Consider the following 17,138-nt stretch of genomic DNA (forward strand, 5'->3'; position numbering starts at 1 on the left):
GCGTTCTTTTTTATCATATATTAAAATATCTCTATTTTTTTTGAGATGTATGTTTTTTGTTGTGGTTAATTTTATCGTATTCTTAATCGGATAAGATAAATTTAGCTTCAATAAAAACTAACTAATTATGAAACCAAAATTATTATTAATGGTATTGTTACTGTTTACTTCTTTTGCGTTCGCGCAAACTTATGATGTAAACGGAACAGTGCTCGATGGCTCAGGTTTATCATTACCGGGCGTGAATGTAAAAGTTAAAAATGCATCGAAAAGCACCACTACAGATTTCGATGGATCTTTTAAACTTTCTGGTGTTTCAAACGGCACCGTCCTTGTTTTAAGTTATATAGGTTATCGAACGCAGGAAGTTGTGGTTTCAGGACCAAAAGTCACTGCCAAAATGAGTGAAGATTCTAAATCATTAGATGAAGTTGTCGTGATTGGTTACGGATCTCAAAAGAAAAGAGAAATTACCGGAGCGGTTGGCGTTCTGGACAGCAAAACGCTAGATATCTTAAAACCGGCCAGAATTGAACAGGCGCTTCAGGGAACTATTTCTGGGGTGAATGTTACGACACAATCCGGAGCGCCGGGAGCACCGCTTGATATACGTATTCGTGGTATAGCGACAAATGGCGAAAATAAACCGGCAACTATTATAGATGGTTATGTGGGAGATCTTGGATTGCTAAACCCAAACGATATTGAAAGTATTACGGTTTTAAAAGATTCTCAGGCTGCCATTTATGGAGTTCTTGGAGCAAACGGAATTATTTTGGTAACCACTAAAATGGGAAAAAAGAATTCAAAAACAAGAGTTTCTTTTAACAGTTATACCGGCTTTCAGGAAACATCCAGAAAATTACCTACCTTAAATGCTACCGAATATGCACTTTTATTAAATGAAAGTTATGCTAATGGCGGAAAAGCACTTCCTTATCCAAACGTAAGTAATTTAGGAAGCGGAACAAACTGGCAGGACGAAGTCTTTAAAAAAGGAGTGCCAATTATTAGCAATGACTTAACTATTTCTGGAGGATCAGATAAAATTTCGTATTCGGTGAGTGGTTCACACTTAGATCAGGAAGGAATTGTTGGAGGAGACAAGTCTGGTTTTTTAAGAAATACAGCCCGACTTGGTTTGGGAGCAGATTTAAGCGATAAGTTTAAATTGAAAACCAATGTAATCTATACTTATTTTACCAGAAATACTTTAAATGAAAACGGATTAGGTTCAGTTTTATTTAATGCTTTAAACGTGCCGGCAACTTTAAATCCGTATGATGCCAATGGCGATTTTACTTTAGTGCCAAGTACAACAGGATTAGGAACAGAAATTATCAATCCTTTGGCACAAATTGCAAATACCTATAATAGTTACAATTATAAAAAACTTAACGGAAACTTTGGTTTGGATTATAAAATCTTTAAAGGTTTTGTACTGTCAAGTTCCATAGGTTTTAACACCTCAAACAGCGAGTCAAAAACATTTGCAAAACAAATTAGTTACGGCGGAAAAGTTTTTGATGTACAAAGAAGTTCCGTTACGCAAGGTGCTGTTAATGATAACAATTATTCATTTGACCTTTTTGGAACTTATACAGCAAAAATTGCCGACGCACATAATCTTGTTGGAACTTTGGGTACAACAATTTTCAAAGAATGGGGTAATGGACTTTATGCAACAGGTTATGATGTACCAAACAATTCCTGGGAGTTTGCTGATATTTCTTTGACAAAAGGTTTATCAAATACATTAAATAATTCTTCATATGTATATGACCAGAGAAGACTTTCATACTTTGGTAGATTACAATATGATTTTAAAGGGAAATACCTTCTTTCTGCCATAATAAGACGTGATTCTTCAACCAAATTTGGCCCTGACAACACAGTGGCGTATTTCCCTTCATTTACTGCCGGATGGGTAATTTCAGACGAGAGTTTCTTTGGCGAGCCAAAATTTCTTAATTTCTTAAAATTGAGAGCGAGTTACGGTAGTTTAGGAAATGATCAAATTCCGAATTATGGTTATTTAGGACTTTTGAGCGGAGAAGCAACTTATGTTTTTGATAAGACATTAGTAAACGGAAGCGCCACAGGACAAGTACCAAATCCTGCTTTAAAATGGGAAGCTGCGAAAAAATTTGACGTTGGTTTGGATATCAAATTATTGAGTGATAAAATCTTTGTAGTAGCAGATTATTTTATAGACACCAGAAAAGATTTATTGATTCCAAATATTCCTGTTTCCGGAATAAATGGTACAGGTGCTCCGGGCGCAAGTGCTCCAACATTAAATGCGGGAACTGTTAGAAATTCAGGATTTGAATTTGCGATAGATTATAAAGAGAAGTTTTCAGATTCGTTTTCAATGTCTTTAGGTTATAATGTGACTTTACTTAACAATGAAGTTTTAGAAGTAAATAATGGTACCGGTTTTATTGAAGGCGGAGCATTTGGAGTAGGTCAGCCTGCACCATCACGTATGGAAGTAGGAAAACCATTGGGTTATTTTTATGGTTATAAAACAGATGGCATCTTTCAAAATCAGGCCGAAGTAGATGCACATCCATCTCAACAAGCTTTAGGAGCAAACGCTGTTCCCGGAGATATTAGATATGTAGACGTAAATGGCGACGGAGTTCTGGATAACAAAGACAGAACTAATATAGGAGATCCAATTCCGGATGCAACTATGGGATTCAATCTTCAGTTAAATTATAAAAACCTGGATTTTGCGGCCTATACATTTGCTTCAATAGGAAATGATATGGTGCGTAATTATGAGAGAACACTTTCTGATGCCAACCGTCTGGATTATGTTTTAGACAGATGGACAGGCGAAGGAACTTCTACATCAACTCCAAGAGTTACCACAGGAGCAACAGCAAACAATATTTTCTCAGATTATTTTGTGGAAGATGCTTCTTATATCAGAATTCAAAATGTTCAGCTAGGATATACGCTTAATCAGAATATTTCTCAAAAAGCAGGTATTACAAAGTTAAGATTGTATGCCGGAGTAAATAATCTGTACACTTTTACAAAATATAAAGGTTTTGACCCGGGAGCTTCAAACGGAGCTCCAATTGGAGGTGGAATTGACTACGGATTCTATCCTATCCCAAGAACGTATTTATTGGGCTTAAACATTAATTTTTAATTTCAATTAAAATGAAAAAATATTTATTTACCACTTTGGTAGCAATAACCTTAATTTGTACTGTAACAACTTCTTGTTCAGATGAATTTGTGAATCCAAAACCTCAATATTCCATCGACTCTGAGAATTATTTTAATTCAAAAGAAGATTATGACCAGGCTTTAATTGCTGCTTACGATTTGCTTCAGTCCACTTACGTAAATGTTTTATTGGGCGAAATTGCTTCGGATAACACCTTATGCGGAGGAGAAAGTCCAACAGATGTAATTGGTTTTCAGCAAATAGACGATATGATCCATACCGAAGTAAACAGCAATTTAAGAGATATCTGGAACTGGATGTTTGCCGGAGTTCAAAGAACGAATTATATACTTGAATTTCAGAATAAAACAGATTTTGCAGGAAAAACGCAGCTTATAGCCGAAACACGTTTTCTGAGAGCATACTACCAATTTGAATTAGTAAAGTGGTTTGGTGGTATCCCGATGAAAGGAGATGCGAGGTTTAAAATTGGAGATGAAAAAACAATCCCGCGTTCCTCAGTTGAAGAAGTGTATGCTTCTATTGAAGCTGATTTGGTTTTCGCGGCTGCAAATTTATCTCCAACGGCTTCCCAAAAAGGACGTGTTACAAAAGGAGCTGCTCAGGCATTATTAGGAAAAGCCTATTTATACCAGGGCAAATTCTCGCAGGCAGCAACAACTTTGCAGACTTTGATAAATACAACGCCTTATACATTAGAAACAGATTACAATAAGATATTTGAAACAGAAGGAGAAAACGGATCAGAATCTGTTTTTGAAGTTCAGTATACAGATGTTGAAGGTGCCGGTTTTACCTGTTTGCAATGCAGCGAAGGAAACGTTGCAGTTGGTTTCAGCGGAATTAGAAATTATACAGGACCAATTTTTTCTTCAGGTTTCAGTTTTAATATTCCAACTCAGGAATCTGCAAATGCTTTTGAAGTGGGAGACAGACGTAAAGATGTAGCGATTTTGGATATTGCAGCCTTTGCGGGAGCTAATTCTGGTGTATCATACGGAAAAGGAAATGAAGACACAGGATTTTTCAACAGAAAATACCTGCCAAGAAAAAGAAGCGCAAATGCTGCCGGAGATTTGAATTTGACAAACCCAAACAACTACAGAGCAATTCGTTATGCAGATGTTTTATTGATGGCTGCAGAGGCTTATAACAGAGGCGGAATTGACGATGCAAAAGCCAGAGAATATCTAAATCAGGTAAGAAGACGCGCTTTTGGAGACAATAATCATGATATATCAGCTTCTGGGGCTGCACTGACTGATTTTATATTGGCAGAAAGAAGATTGGAACTTTTTGGCGAAGGACACCGTTTTTTCGATTTGGTAAGAACCGGAAAAGCAGCAGGAACTATTCCTGGTTTCACAGCTAATAAAAACGAATTATTCCCAATTCCAATTGAAGAAATTCAGTTTGCAAACGGAAATTGGAAACAAAATCCAGGATATTAAAAAACAGCAATTATGAAAAAAATACATTCTATTATAAGTCTTTTCGTTTTGACACTATTTTTTAGCTGTTCAAGCGATAACAGCGATATTGATTTAGAAGGTTTGGGCGCACCATCCAATATATCGGCTTTGACTACTGTAACGCAGGACAATACAGGTAAAGTTACTTTTTTGCCTAAAGGCGAAGGGGTAACGCAATACAAAATTATTTTTGGAGATGGAAGTGCAGATTCTGATTATATTGGAACCGGCTCAACTGTGGCGCACGTCTATAAAGAAGGCGTCTACAAATCTAAAATAATTGCCATGGGACTTAACGGAAAAACGACAGAAGTTGAAAAAGAAGTTGTGGTTTCGTTTAGAGCTCCTGAGAATTTAGTTGTAGAAGTAACCAATGATTTATCAGTATCTAAAAAAATAACAGTTAAGGCAACAGCTGATTTTGCTTTGTTTTATGATGTTTATTTTGGAGAAACCGGTAAACCAGAACCCGTTTCGGCAAATAATGGCGAATCAGTTTCTTATACGTATCAGGAAGCCGGAGTTTATACAGTTCGTGTGGTTTCAAAAAGTGCTGCCGTAAAAACGACTGAAAAAACAATTCAGGTTACGGCAAAATTAGTTCTTAACCCGACAACATCGGCACCAACTCCGCCAAACAGACAAGCTGCAGATGTAATATCTATCTATAGTTCTAAATACACCAATGTAGCTGGAACGAACTTTTTCCCGAATTGGGGACAATCAACCACTTATCAGGAATTTGATTTAAGCGGGGATAAAATCATCAATTACAACAATCTGAATTATGAGGGAATTGCATTAGCAGATAATGTAACAATTGATGTTTCTGGAATGGAATATTTCCACATGGATGTCTGGACAGCAGATTTAGATAAAATTGATACGTTCTTAATTAGTAAAACCAATGGAGAAAAACCGGTATCAACAAATCTTACAGCAAATCAATGGACAAGTATTGATATTCCAATTTCGGCATTTACAAGTCAGGGATTAACAGTTGCAGATATTTTTCAATTGAAATTAGTTGGAACTCCAGCTGGTAAAAATGTGTTTATCGATAATATTTATTTCTATAAAACGCCTGCTCAGTCTGTAGAATTGCCGCTTGATTTTGAATCAGCAACATTAACATACACATGGGGTGGTTTTGGAGATGCTAATTTTGGACCAATTCCGGTTTCTGTAGTAACAAATCCGGATAAAACGGGAGCCAATGTATCAAACAAAGTAGTAAAAATAGAAAAACTTTCGGGAGCTCAGGTTTGGGCAGGAGCAAGTATTAACTTAGAAAAAACAATCGATTTTACGAAAGGAACAACTGTAAAAGTAAATGTTTGGTCGCCTAAGGTTGGAGCTGATATTTTATATAAAATGGAAGTTTCTACATCGCCAAAAGACGGAAACGGAAATCCAACTGTCTTTTTTGAAGCACATGCAACCACAACAGTTGCTAATGCATGGCAGGTATTAACGTTTGATTTGACAACTGCACCCGGTTTTAGCACAGCGAATAAATACGACAGAGTAATTTTATTCCCTGACTTCGGACAAATGGGAACAGGCGCTGTCTATTACTTTGATGACATTAAACAATCCAATTAAAAAAAGAAATCATGAGCAAAAAAATAATTATAAAGATAGTATCCTTATTTGCGATTCTCCTGATGACGGGTTGTCAGAAAGACGATTATACATTTGGATCAATAGAAACTCCAACAAATCTTAAAATAACCGCTGAGATTGTTGGGAAAACGGCTGCTGCTCCGGACGGAGATGGTTCAGGAATGGTTAAATTAACCGCTAAAGCAGACAATGCTGTTTCATACAAATATGTATTTAGCGACGGAACTTCAGAGAATTCGGCAAGCGGCCAGTTCACCAAACGTTTTACAAAAACAGGCGTAAACACGTATACCGTAACCCTTATTGCCAACGGAAGGGGTGGAATCGCATCAAATATTACACTTGATGTTACCGTTTTAAGTAATTTCAGCGATGACGAAGCGGTTCAGTTGTTAACAGCCGGAACTTCTAAAAAATGGTATTGGTCTGCTTCAGAGCCCGGACATTTAGGAGTAGGGCAGAATGATGGTGATGCTACTAAAAATTATTATGCCAACTATTATCAGGCCGGAGCTTTTGAAAAAGCAGCTTCTCCTGCCAGCAGTTGTTTATATGATAATGTACTGACATTTTCTCGTGACGGAGATCAATTGAAATTTGAATTAGACAATGGAGGATCAACATTCTTTAATGCCGCTTTTGCAAGTGTAGCCGGTGGAAGTTCACCAGATGATGCGTGTTTAAGCTACAATGCTGGCGGAATAAAAACCGTTTCGTTAAGCCCTTCAGAATCTGTTGTTTCAAAAAATCCGGATCATGCGACGCAAACCCGCGGAACGATGCTAAATTTCTCTGACGGAGGATTTATGGGCTACTACATTGGTCAGAGTTCTTATGAAATTCTGTCGATTACAGCAAACAGAATGGTGGTGAGAGCCGTTATGGGCGGAAATCCTGCATTGGCATGGTATCATATTTTCACCACTACAAAACCGGTTCAAAATACGGGTCCTGAAGTTGATTACACCAATCTTGTATGGTCTGACGAATTTAATATCGATGGTGCACCAGATGCAACAAAATGGAATTATGATTTAGGAAAAGGAGATAATGGCTGGGGAAATAATGAAAAACAAAATTATACAAACTCAGCATCAAATGTGATCGTTCAGGGTGGAAGCCTTAAAATTACGGCTAAAAAAGAAGCCTCTGGCGGTGCAGATTATTCTTCTGCAAGATTGAAAACAGACGGTAAATACAAATTTACTTATGGAAAAGTGGAGGTTCGTGCCAAATTGCCAATCGGAAAAGGAACATGGCCTGCCATCTGGATGCTTGGGTCAAATTTTGCAACCAATCCGTGGCCGGCTTGCGGTGAAATCGATATTATGGAGCACGTAGGAAACAACCAGAATGTAATTCTTAGCACACTTCATTATCCCGGACATTCAGGAGGAAGTGGAAATTCAGGTTCTAAAACGATACCAAATGTTTCGACAGAATTTCATGTTTATAAAGTAATCTGGAGTCCGAAATCGGTAACAACTTATGTAGATGATGTACAAATTCATAAGGTTGCCAATGACAGTTCGCTTCCTTTTAATAAAGACTTTTTCCTGATACTAAATGTAGCAATGGGAGGTAATCTTGGCGGCACTATTGATCCGGCCTTTACAGAATCTGCAATGGAGATTGATTATGTAAAAATATATCAATAGAAATACAATTAATTAGTAAGAATGAAAAGAAGGTCAGTTTCATACTGGCCTTCTTAATTTTAGCAATTTAAAAAGAACAGCATGAAAAAAGTAGTGTTATTATTAATGATAAGCAATTTCTGTCTGGCACAAACGGCAAGAAAACTGGTCTGGGAAGAAAATTTCAATAAAAAGAAAATAAACGAATCTTTCTGGAATTTCGAATTAGGTGACGGATGTCCGAACTTATGCGGTTACGGAAATAATGAAAGACAGATTTATACCAAAACCAATCACGAGATCAAAGATGGCAATTTAATCATCGAAGCCAGAAAAGAAGGAGATAAATATACGTCGACAAAAATTACAACAAAAGGCAAAAAATCATTTTTATATGGGCGAATAGAAGCAAGGGCAAAATTACCAGTTGGACATGGTTTATGGCCGGCTTTCTGGATGCTGGGTGCAAATATTGATGAAGTAAAATGGCCCAAAACCGGCGAAATTGATATTTTAGAATATATCGGACGCGATCCGCACATGGTTTATACGACATTGCATACACAAGACAGTCACGGAAATACAATCAACACAAAAAGAACCGAATTTCCTGCTATAGAAGAAGGATATCACGTTTATGCGATTGAGTGGACAAAAGATAAGATTGATTTTTTTGTGGATACAACACTTGTGTACACATTTAATCCCGAAGTTAAAAACGAAGATACCTGGCCATTTAACAAGCCATTTTATATAATTGTAAATTTAGCCATAGGAGGAAATTTTGGCGGACCTGAAGTAGACGATGCTATATTGCCCCAAAAATTTTATGTGGATTATGTGCGAGTGTACCAATAAATTAAATATATACTAATAATACTACTAAAAAATAAGATGTAACTTGTTTAAAATAAGATATTTAGATAATTTACATCTTTTTTTCAATTTGTTAAAACATTTAAATTCCTTGACGTTTTTTAGCACTTTGAGGTCAAAATTTATTTTTAATGTATATTATTTGTAATTTTATTATTAATTATTACGCCATACATTTGCTTTTTAAAATATTTATTTGTTAAATTTGGACAGATTATTAACATAACAAAAAGAGACGCCTATACAATAAAATTACTTTTTAGAAAAATTACTCCAAATTTTAAACAAGAACTAAAAAAGTAGTATTATGGCTGATCTGCATATTCCAGACGCTCTATTAGTGAAAAATTATGTTGAAGGCAACGAGAATGCTTTATCGACATTAATAAAAAGGCATGAGTCTAAGATATATGGATTTATATATTCTAAGATAGCTGATAGAGATATTTCAAATGACATTTTTCAGGATACATTTATTAAAGTTATCAGAACTTTAAAATCCAACTCATATAATGAAGAAGGTAAATTTTTACCTTGGGTAATGCGAATTTCCCACAATTTAATTGTTGACCATTTCCGCAAGACCAAAAAAATGCCGATGTACAGAGAAACAGAAGAATTTTCAATTTTTTCTGTAATGTCGGATGATTCCTTAACCATCGAAAATAAAATGATTTTTGATCAGGTTGAAGTTGATTTAAAAAAAATAATAGAAGAACTTCCGGAAGATCAAAAAGAAGTTCTTGTAATGCGTATGTATCAGGACATGAGTTTTAAAGAAATCTCAGAGCTAACAGGCGTAAGTATCAATACAGCGTTAGGCAGAATGCGTTATGCATTAATGAATTTGAGAAAAATTATTGATAAACATCAAATTATTTTAACCAACTAATACTATTTTGAGCATTAGCCCGTTATACTTTAATAAAACATTTCATAGTATGGCGAAAATTTACTCTAAAAAAGCATTAGCTTCCAAAGATTTAAAACCTAAAAAAGAAGTTGTTTCTTTTTTACTTAATTATTCACAAGCACTTACAGTTGTGAAAATTGAAGATAAAAGTTTTGAGATCATAGCTAATTAAACAGCCCACTACTTTGGTCGGATGTTTTTAAAAAGAAAACCAAATGGTCGTTTTGGTTGAAAGCTCACTATTTGTATGTAAATACACATAGTGAGTTTTTTTTTTGTACTTCTCAGGATCCTCATTTTTATAAATTATAAATTCAATAATTAAATCTTTTTTTAATACTAAAATTCAGCTTTTTGCAGTCAATTTTTTGCGGATTTAGTTAAAGTTTGATATTTTATACAATTTTTATTGATTTATTCAATATTTGTTTTATTTTAGTTAAAAAGTATTTTTTTATTCAACCAAATCATCTTTTGAGGAAGTTTTTCGTATCAAAATGCTTTTAGTGTTTAGAATATTCAAATTATGAAATGTTAAGGAAAAAATGTTTAACCAAAACCAATGATCTATGAAGAAAAATTACACTACTTTATTCTGTTTTGTTAGTTGTGCATCTTAAATTATAGTCAGCCAAAAGAAGATTTTTTTGTCCCGAAAACGGTTTACCTACAATCATCAATAAAACCGTTAAATCTATTTAACAACCCAACCAAAACCGAAAAATGAAAACGAACCTTAAGATATTATCAATTCTCTTATTGATAAATTACGCAGCATTTGCTCAAAAAGATGAAATAAAAGAAGCGCAATCTTATTTTGAAAAAGGAAAATCTGAAGAAGCTTGTGCGATTTTAAAAAAAGTAGAATACTTAGTTATAAATGCACCCGATGAGGTAAAATCTGATTTCTTTTTTACAAAAGGAAATGTATATAAAGATTTGGCAACCAAAAACATAGATGCAGCAGCCAATTTTGCTATTGCTTCCGGTGCCTATCAGGATGTACTTTTATACGAAAATGATTCCCGTAATTATAAATATGCATTTAAAGCAAATTTAGCTTTAAAAGAAATGAAATCTAAACTTGTAGACGGAGCATTCAATGATTTTAAGGCAGGAAAATTCAAAGAAAGTGCAGATAAAAGTTACGAAGTTTACCAGTTTGATAAAAAAGATACATTGAACTTGCTTAATGCGGCTTCGGCATCGTTAACAGGTAAAGATTATCCTTCGGCTATTAAATATTACGAAAAACTTAAAAAAATAAATTACACCGGAAAAGGTATAGTATTTTATGCAATCAATAAGAAAACAAAAGTAGAAGAGCCTTTTATTTCCAGAAGTGCAAGAGAATCAAACCTTGCTGCTGGTTTTTATGAAAAGCCAAGAGATTTTTGGCCGCCATCAAAAAAAGAAGAAATTCTAAATTCATTGGCATTTTCTTATCTTGAAACAAAAGATTATGCCAGTGCCGAAAAATATTATGATGAAGGATTACAGTTAAATCCAAATTGTATTGATTGTTACATCAATCTTGCTTACGTAAAAATACAATTAAAGAAAGTTGTAGTAGATAAAATGGCGTTATTAGGCAACACGCCAAGCGAAATGAAAGAGTATGATAAATTGGATGCTGAAAAAGACGAAATCGTAAAAAGTGCGATTCCGTATCTTAAAAAAGCATTAGTAATCGAACCAAAAAACGAAGACGCTGTCAAATCGCTTTTAGGAATATACAGATCGCTGGATATGACAAATGAATATAACGCATTAAAAAACAGTCAGTAAAAAACAATAAAAAACAAGAATTTCACGAATTGCCAAACTTAATTTCATAATTGAAATTTGTGCAAATTCGTGAAATTTGTGTTTAATACCACTACTTGATTTTCTTTTTCGAAGCTTCTTCCAGTGCAGATTTTTTACCAATAGTTCTGGTAATAATATCTTTCTCTAAACTCCAGCCTCTTGCAGGCGAATATTCGCGTCCGTACCAAATAATTTGTAAGTGTAGATCATTCCAGGTTTCTTTTGGAAAAAGGCGTTTCGCATCTTTTTCAGTCTGAACCACATTTTTTCCATTCGAAAGATTCCATCTGTGCATCAATCTGTGAATGTGCGTATCAACCGGAAAAGCAGGAACACCAAAAGCCTGTGACATCACAACACTTGCCGTTTTATGCCCAACAGCAGGTAAAGATTCAAGCGCCTCAAAACTCTGCGGAACTTCACCATTATATTTCTCAATCAAAATTTCAGACAAACCATGAATCCCTTTCGATTTCATTGGAGATAATCCGCAAGGACGAATGATTTCCTTAATTTCTTCCACCGACATTTTTACCATATCATAAGGATTATCAGCCTTCGCAAAAAGCAATGGCGTAATCTGATTCACACGAACATCTGTGCATTGTGCAGACAGTAAAACAGCAATTAAAAGGGTGTAAGGATCTTTATGATCTAGCGGGACAGGTATGGTGGGGTAGAGTTCTTTTAACGTATTTATAACAAATTTTACGCGAGCTTCTTTATTCATTTCCGTATTTTTAATCCTGTAAAAATAGCATAATTTTAATGATTGTTAATTATGAGTTATGAATTATGAATTATGAATTATGAATTATGAATTATTTTAAAGATATAGTCTATAATCTTTGCTCTATAATCTTTTACTCTAAAATCTAAAATAAAAAAATATGACCACATTAAAAGCAGGCGATAAAGCTCCAAATTTCTCAGGTGTAGATCAGGACGGGAAAACACATAAACTGGCAGATTACGCCGGAAAAAAACTGGTAGTTTTCTTTTATCCAAAAGCAAGTACGCCTGGTTGTACTGCAGAAGCTTGTGATTTAAGAGATAATTTTGAGCGCTTTAAAGCCAATAATTATGAACTATTAGGAGTAAGTGCCGATAGTCAGAAAGCGCAGTTAAAATTCAAAGACAAATACGAATTTCCTTTTCCATTACTGGCAGACGAAGACAAATCTGTAATCAATGCATTTGGAGTTTGGGGACCAAAGAAATTCATGGGAAAAGAATACGACGGAATCCACAGAACTACTTTCGTAATCAATGAAAACGGCGTCATCGATGAGGTAATTGAGAAAGTAAAAACAAAAGAACACGCAGCACAAATTTTGAAGTAATTTTTTTGTTTAAGGTTCTCTTTGTTTCAGGTTTCAGGTTGCAAAGTGTTGCGTTATTTTACCGCAAAGCACGCTAAGTTTTTTATGCGTAGAGTTTAAAAAAAATAAAGTTCGCAAAGCTTAATCAATACAAAGCTTTGCGAACTTTTCCATATTATAACATACAATCTTTATGAAAAATCTTTGCGTGCTTTGGGGTAAATTTTTATTCAGTAAAGAGCCTGAAACCTGAAACAAAGAAAACCTAAAAAAAAAAAAATCCCAATTAAGGGACTTTTTAAGTTTAAGCATTTTGTTCCAGTTCCTTTTCCGGATGATATCCAAAAAGGTGGTGTTCTTTTATAATTTCTGCAACTCCGGACGGAAGCATTGGTTCCCAGCCCGATTTTCCCTGACCGATCATTTTTAATACTTCGCGAGAGAATACATTTAATATTTCAGGATTGTAATCTTTAATGTCAACTACTTTTCCGTTAAATTTAAAGAATTTGTACAATTCCTTCATTCTAGGATGAACTTTTAAGTTGTCAGAAGTAATAATTTCACCATTTTCTCCAAGCATAGGGTATAAGAATACTTTCATATCGCGGTAAAACAACTTTCCGAAAGCTTCCAGAATGCCACCACTTAAATGGCGATAGTATTTCTCATCAAAAATGTCAACTAAATTGTTAACACCCATTGCCAATCCCATTCTGGCTTTTGTATAATTAGAAAAATATTCTACTACTTTATAATATTCCTGGAAATTTGAAATCATAACAGTTTGACCTAGTGAACAAAGCAATTCGGCTCTGTCCATAAAATCGCGTTCATCAATTTCACCATCCGAACGTAAATTCGAAAGGGTAATTTCAAAAACTACCAATGTATTGTCTTTTTCGACCTTGTTTTCTTCAAGAAACATTTTTAATGACTTCTCATACATGTCAAGGTTAACATTGGTAACCGGACGAAAACTTCCTCTAAAAGCAAGAAGATTTTTTTTGTATAAAACAGCAGCCGGTAAAACATTTTTCCCTTCAGGATTAAACATTACGGCATCCGTCATTCCGTTTTTAACCAGCTGTAAACTCATTAAACGGTTATCAACATCTGCGAAACGCGGTCCTGAAAAGTTGATGGTGTCAATCTCTAATTGATCTTTATCTAAGTGATCGTATAAATAACGAAGTAATCGTTTTGGATCGTTGTATTTGTAAAAAGCACCGTAAATTAAGTTTACACCTAAAATCCCAAGTGTTTCCTGTTGTAGTCTTGCATCTGTTTCTTTAAAACGAATGTGCAGGATAATTTCGTTATAAGCTTCGTCCGGTTCAATCTGGTATCTGATTCCAACCCATCCGTGACCTTTAAATTGTTTTGCAAAATCTATTGTGGCAACCGTATTGGCGTAACTAAAGAAAAGTTTATTTGGGTGTTTTTCGCGGCTCAAACGTTCTTCGATAAGTTCCCCTTCAAAGGTTAACATTTTTTTGAGTCGGTTTTCTGTCACGTAGCGGCCGTCGCCTTCGATACCGTAAACGGCATCACTAAAATCTTTATCATAGGCAGACATTGCTTTTGCAATAGTTCCCGATGAACCTCCGGATCTGAAAAAATGTCTTACAGTTTCCTGTCCGGCGCCAATTTCAGCAAATGTTCCGTAAATATTCTCGTTTAAATTAATGCGTAACGCTTTGTCTTTTATAGAAGGAATCTGTTCGATGACCTTGTCACCCTTGAGTTTTATTTCTGTACCCATTTTATTTTAAATAGATTTGTTACAAAGTTAGTAAATTAGGCTTCTAATGAAAGAGAAATAATCCCTATTTTTGTAAAAAAAACAAGTTCAATTGAAGATCTATTTTTTAGGTACTGGCACTTCTCAGGGTATTCCAATTATTGGAATCGATCATCCTGTTTGTAAAAGCACTGATGCTAAGGACAAAAGGCTCCGCGTATCCATCTGGATTACATGGGACAATCATTCGTATGTAATAGATTGCGGTCCTGATTTCAGGCAGCAAATGCTTTCCTGCGGCTGCAGGCATCTTGACGCTATTTTGTTTACACACGAACATGCCGATCATACGGCAGGTCTGGATGATATTCGCCCGTTTAATTTCAGGCAGGGCGAAATTCCGGTTTACGCCCATCATCGTGTTATTGACAATCTAAAACGCCGTTTTGATTATGTATTCGAAACCGTAAATAAATATCCTGGCGCACCAAGCGTAAAAACCATCGAAGTTGTCAATAACAAACCTTTTGCGGTTGGCGACAAAATGGCCATTCCGGTAAATGTGATGCACGGCGAATTACAGGTTTTTGGATACAGAATCGACGATTTTGCCTATTTGACAGATGTGAAAACCATTCACGAAGCTGAAATTGAAAAACTGCAGAATTTAAAAGTTCTGGTTGTAAATGCCTTGCGTGTAGAACCTCACGATACTCATTTTAACCTTCAGGAAGCGCTTGATTTTATCAATCTTGTTAAGCCGGAAGTTGCTTATTTAACGCATATTAGCCACGTTTTAGGATTTCATGAAGAAGTACAGAAACAACTGCCGAAAAATGTTTTCCTGGCTTATGACAACTTAGAAATTACAATTTAATTATACCTACAAAATGAAAAAATCCTTAATGCTTTACCTTTTTATCCTTGCGATATTAATGAATATTTTTACTTATATGTTTTACAGCCGCGAAGTGAAATTTGGCGAAGAAAGATATGAGAAAACTACAAAAAAGCTAAGAGACAGTATTAACTTGGTTTCAGGCCAATTAGCCGAAGCAGATTATTTTTCTTTGGCACACAATGAAAATGCCCAGAATTATTTTGATAACAGTGCCTCTGGAGGAAAAGTAATTTTATATGAAAAATTGATTCCCATTGTTACTGAAAAATTATTAGATCTAAACTCAAATCCAAAAGGAAATCCTTATACAGGACAGGACATGATTGATGGTAAGAAATTTATCATCAACAAAGTAAAAATCTTAAACCACAGATGGATTATTGTTGATTTCAGTAACGGAGAATTATGGGGAGAAGCCCTGTTGAAATACTTTGTAAGTGATGATGAAAGTATTTCTTTCGAAACAAATCAATCGCTATTATATCAAAAATAAGAAAGATTTTTCCTATTTTTGTATTCAATAAATAAATAGGAAAAATGAAAAAGATATTTTTATTCTCAGTTATTATAGGTCTTTCAGTTTCCTGCAGTACAAAAAATACACAGGAAACGAAAACGACAAAGGAGACAAAACCGGAAAAAGCGATGGTTGGCGGAGATGTTGACAGCCACGGCTGTAAGGGTTCTGCAGGTTATACATGGTCAGTTATTAAAAATGATTGCATCCGAATTTTTGAAGGAACACAGTTGTCTCATACTGAAGATGGAAAAACATACACAACAGCTGCTTATGTGGTTTTTGAAGGAAACAAAGCTGAGCTTTTTCTCGACACTCAAAAAGAATCAATTATTTTAGAAAGAAAATCCGAAGGTGATTCCTGGACTAAAGGTGATTATCAGTTAATTCCCTGGAAAGGTTATGTTTTGAAGAAAAACGGGAAGATTATTTATACAGGACAGTAAAAGTATACAGTCGCAGTTTTCAGTTGAAGCTGCGGCTTTTTTTATTGCTTACTAAAAAAATCTTCAATCATTCTTGAACTTTCTTCAGAATCTCTCAATGATACAAATTCACCATTTTCATCTATCGTAAAATGTCCTTTAAACGCGTCTGGCATTGCATTATATTGTGCATTGACCTGATCTAAAGTTGTATTAAAACAATTGTAATTATATTTCTTAACTAAATAAGGCAAAGAGTTTTCTCCTCTTAAAAGTTCATATTCCTGATAATTATAAGGAGTGGTTTCTTGTCTTTTAGATAATGTCTGATTGAATTTCTGTAATAGTTTTTCAATCTCTTTTTCCTCTACAAAAATTGATAATCCACGCAAAGCATAGATTTTCATGTCCAGATATCTTTCCTTTTTGTATGCAGTATTAAAGAACTGTTTTAATTCAGGAAACTCAAAATCATATAATAACCTTAAAATTTTATTTCTAATGTCTAATTGTTTTGTAACAGAATAAATCCTTGTTAAGTGAAGGAAATTATCTTTATCGATAGTATTTTTATCTAGAGAAAATAGTGCATTTCTAAAGTCTTTGTTACTGTCTTTTATTTTTTCGTCAGTTAATATAGCTGGAAAATTACTCATTGTAAGGATTTAAATAACTGAAAATTGTGACT

Annotated in this window: 15 protein-coding genes; 12 read left to right on the top strand and 3 right to left on the bottom strand. The window is 34.7% G+C overall.

Annotation, left to right across the window (positions count from 1 at the left end; translation table 11 throughout):
* The first annotated feature begins 127 nt into the window (after nucleotides 1–127).
* The 8 genes from AC3QL1_RS11980 to AC3QL1_RS12015 all read left to right on the top strand — a co-directional run bounded on the left by AC3QL1_RS11980 (nucleotide 128) and on the right by AC3QL1_RS12015 (nucleotide 11,520).
* Entirely contained in the window at nucleotides 128–3,166 is a 3,039-nt protein-coding gene (locus AC3QL1_RS11980; protein WP_492491618.1) for a SusC/RagA family TonB-linked outer membrane protein, read from the top strand.
* A gap of 11 nt (nucleotides 3,167–3,177) precedes the next feature.
* Nucleotides 3,178–4,659: a RagB/SusD family nutrient uptake outer membrane protein gene (locus tag AC3QL1_RS11985; RefSeq protein WP_492491620.1), complete on the top strand. Its 1,482-nt coding sequence runs from the start codon at nucleotides 3,178–3,180 to the stop codon at nucleotides 4,657–4,659.
* 12 nt (nucleotides 4,660–4,671) lie between these two features.
* Complete coding sequence (locus tag AC3QL1_RS11990; protein WP_492491622.1) at nucleotides 4,672–6,285, top strand: hypothetical protein; 1,614 nt, start codon at nucleotides 4,672–4,674, stop codon at nucleotides 6,283–6,285.
* A gap of 11 nt (nucleotides 6,286–6,296) precedes the next feature.
* Nucleotides 6,297–7,964 (top strand): family 16 glycosylhydrolase, encoded by a 1,668-nt coding sequence (locus tag AC3QL1_RS11995; RefSeq protein WP_492491623.1) that lies wholly within the window; start codon nucleotides 6,297–6,299, stop codon nucleotides 7,962–7,964.
* Nucleotides 7,965–8,045: 81 nt separating this feature from the next.
* Nucleotides 8,046–8,801: a glycoside hydrolase family 16 protein gene (locus tag AC3QL1_RS12000; protein ID WP_492491624.1), complete on the top strand. Its 756-nt coding sequence runs from the start codon at nucleotides 8,046–8,048 to the stop codon at nucleotides 8,799–8,801.
* A gap of 325 nt (nucleotides 8,802–9,126) precedes the next feature.
* Nucleotides 9,127–9,711 carry an RNA polymerase sigma factor gene (locus AC3QL1_RS12005; protein ID WP_492491626.1) on the top strand — a complete coding sequence of 195 codons (585 nt, stop codon included), beginning with the start codon at nucleotides 9,127–9,129 and terminating at the stop codon, nucleotides 9,709–9,711.
* 49 nt (nucleotides 9,712–9,760) lie between these two features.
* Nucleotides 9,761–9,904: a hypothetical protein gene (locus AC3QL1_RS12010; RefSeq protein ID WP_165689754.1), complete on the top strand. Its 144-nt coding sequence runs from the start codon at nucleotides 9,761–9,763 to the stop codon at nucleotides 9,902–9,904.
* Nucleotides 9,905–10,455: 551 nt separating this feature from the next.
* A complete protein-coding gene (locus AC3QL1_RS12015; protein WP_492491628.1) occupies nucleotides 10,456–11,520 on the top strand; it encodes a tetratricopeptide repeat protein in 1,065 nt (354 codons plus the stop codon).
* A 91-nt stretch (nucleotides 11,521–11,611) separates the two neighbouring features.
* Here the strand turns inward: AC3QL1_RS12015 and nth are convergent, their stop codons facing one another.
* Nucleotides 11,612–12,271, bottom strand: coding sequence for an endonuclease III (nth, locus tag AC3QL1_RS12020; protein WP_492491629.1), 660 nt, complete (start codon nucleotides 12,269–12,271; stop codon nucleotides 11,612–11,614).
* Between the two features lie 160 nt (nucleotides 12,272–12,431).
* Between nth and bcp the strand changes: the two genes are divergently transcribed.
* Nucleotides 12,432–12,884 carry a thioredoxin-dependent thiol peroxidase gene (bcp, locus tag AC3QL1_RS12025; protein WP_492491631.1) on the top strand — a complete coding sequence of 151 codons (453 nt, stop codon included), beginning with the start codon at nucleotides 12,432–12,434 and terminating at the stop codon, nucleotides 12,882–12,884.
* A gap of 283 nt (nucleotides 12,885–13,167) precedes the next feature.
* Here the strand turns inward: bcp and AC3QL1_RS12030 are convergent, their stop codons facing one another.
* Entirely contained in the window at nucleotides 13,168–14,628 is a 1,461-nt protein-coding gene (locus AC3QL1_RS12030) for a TonB-dependent receptor (protein WP_492491633.1), read from the bottom strand.
* 91 nt (nucleotides 14,629–14,719) lie between these two features.
* Here AC3QL1_RS12030 and AC3QL1_RS12035 point away from each other — a divergent pair, with 91 nt between their 5' ends.
* From AC3QL1_RS12035 to AC3QL1_RS12045, 3 genes are read left to right on the top strand one after another with little or no spacing between them, the layout of a single operon-like run.
* The gene (locus AC3QL1_RS12035) at nucleotides 14,720–15,484 is read left to right on the top strand and encodes an MBL fold metallo-hydrolase (RefSeq protein WP_492491635.1); all 765 of its coding nucleotides are present in this window, start codon (nucleotides 14,720–14,722) and stop codon (nucleotides 15,482–15,484) included.
* A gap of 13 nt (nucleotides 15,485–15,497) precedes the next feature.
* The gene (locus AC3QL1_RS12040) at nucleotides 15,498–16,001 is read left to right on the top strand and encodes a hypothetical protein (protein ID WP_492491637.1); all 504 of its coding nucleotides are present in this window, start codon (nucleotides 15,498–15,500) and stop codon (nucleotides 15,999–16,001) included.
* Between the two features lie 44 nt (nucleotides 16,002–16,045).
* Nucleotides 16,046–16,471, top strand: a complete 426-nt coding sequence (locus AC3QL1_RS12045) for a hypothetical protein (RefSeq protein WP_492491639.1) — start codon at nucleotides 16,046–16,048, stop codon at nucleotides 16,469–16,471.
* A gap of 41 nt (nucleotides 16,472–16,512) precedes the next feature.
* On the opposite strand, the gene AC3QL1_RS12050 is transcribed toward AC3QL1_RS12045, so the two are convergent.
* Entirely contained in the window at nucleotides 16,513–17,106 is a 594-nt protein-coding gene (locus AC3QL1_RS12050; protein WP_492491641.1) for a hypothetical protein, read from the bottom strand.
* Between the last annotated feature and the right edge of the window lie 32 nt (nucleotides 17,107–17,138).

This window comes from Flavobacterium sp. GW823-FHT04A11, from assembly GCF_058796535.1.

Excerpts from the sequence above, each read along its gene's own strand:
- AC3QL1_RS12045 (WP_492491639.1), top strand. The coding sequence starts at position 16,046 with ATGAAAAAGATATTTTTATTCTCAGTTATTATAGGTCTTTCAGTTTCC.
- AC3QL1_RS12000 (WP_492491624.1), top strand. The coding sequence starts at position 8,046 with ATGAAAAAAGTAGTGTTATTATTAATGATAAGCAATTTCTGTCTGGCA.
- AC3QL1_RS11980 (WP_492491618.1), top strand. The coding sequence starts at position 128 with ATGAAACCAAAATTATTATTAATGGTATTGTTACTGTTTACTTCTTTT.
- AC3QL1_RS11995 (WP_492491623.1), top strand. The coding sequence starts at position 6,297 with ATGAGCAAAAAAATAATTATAAAGATAGTATCCTTATTTGCGATTCTC.
- AC3QL1_RS12040 (WP_492491637.1), top strand. The coding sequence starts at position 15,498 with ATGAAAAAATCCTTAATGCTTTACCTTTTTATCCTTGCGATATTAATG.
- bcp (WP_492491631.1), top strand. The coding sequence starts at position 12,432 with ATGACCACATTAAAAGCAGGCGATAAAGCTCCAAATTTCTCAGGTGTA.
- AC3QL1_RS12015 (WP_492491628.1), top strand. The coding sequence starts at position 10,456 with ATGAAAACGAACCTTAAGATATTATCAATTCTCTTATTGATAAATTAC.
- AC3QL1_RS11990 (WP_492491622.1), top strand. The coding sequence starts at position 4,672 with ATGAAAAAAATACATTCTATTATAAGTCTTTTCGTTTTGACACTATTT.
- AC3QL1_RS11985 (WP_492491620.1), top strand. The coding sequence starts at position 3,178 with ATGAAAAAATATTTATTTACCACTTTGGTAGCAATAACCTTAATTTGT.
- AC3QL1_RS12050 (WP_492491641.1), bottom strand. The coding sequence starts at position 17,106 with ATGAGTAATTTTCCAGCTATATTAACTGACGAAAAAATAAAAGACAGT.
- nth (WP_492491629.1), bottom strand. The coding sequence starts at position 12,271 with ATGAATAAAGAAGCTCGCGTAAAATTTGTTATAAATACGTTAAAAGAA.
- AC3QL1_RS12030 (WP_492491633.1), bottom strand. The coding sequence starts at position 14,628 with ATGGGTACAGAAATAAAACTCAAGGGTGACAAGGTCATCGAACAGATT.
- AC3QL1_RS12010 (WP_165689754.1), top strand. The coding sequence starts at position 9,761 with ATGGCGAAAATTTACTCTAAAAAAGCATTAGCTTCCAAAGATTTAAAA.
- AC3QL1_RS12005 (WP_492491626.1), top strand. The coding sequence starts at position 9,127 with ATGGCTGATCTGCATATTCCAGACGCTCTATTAGTGAAAAATTATGTT.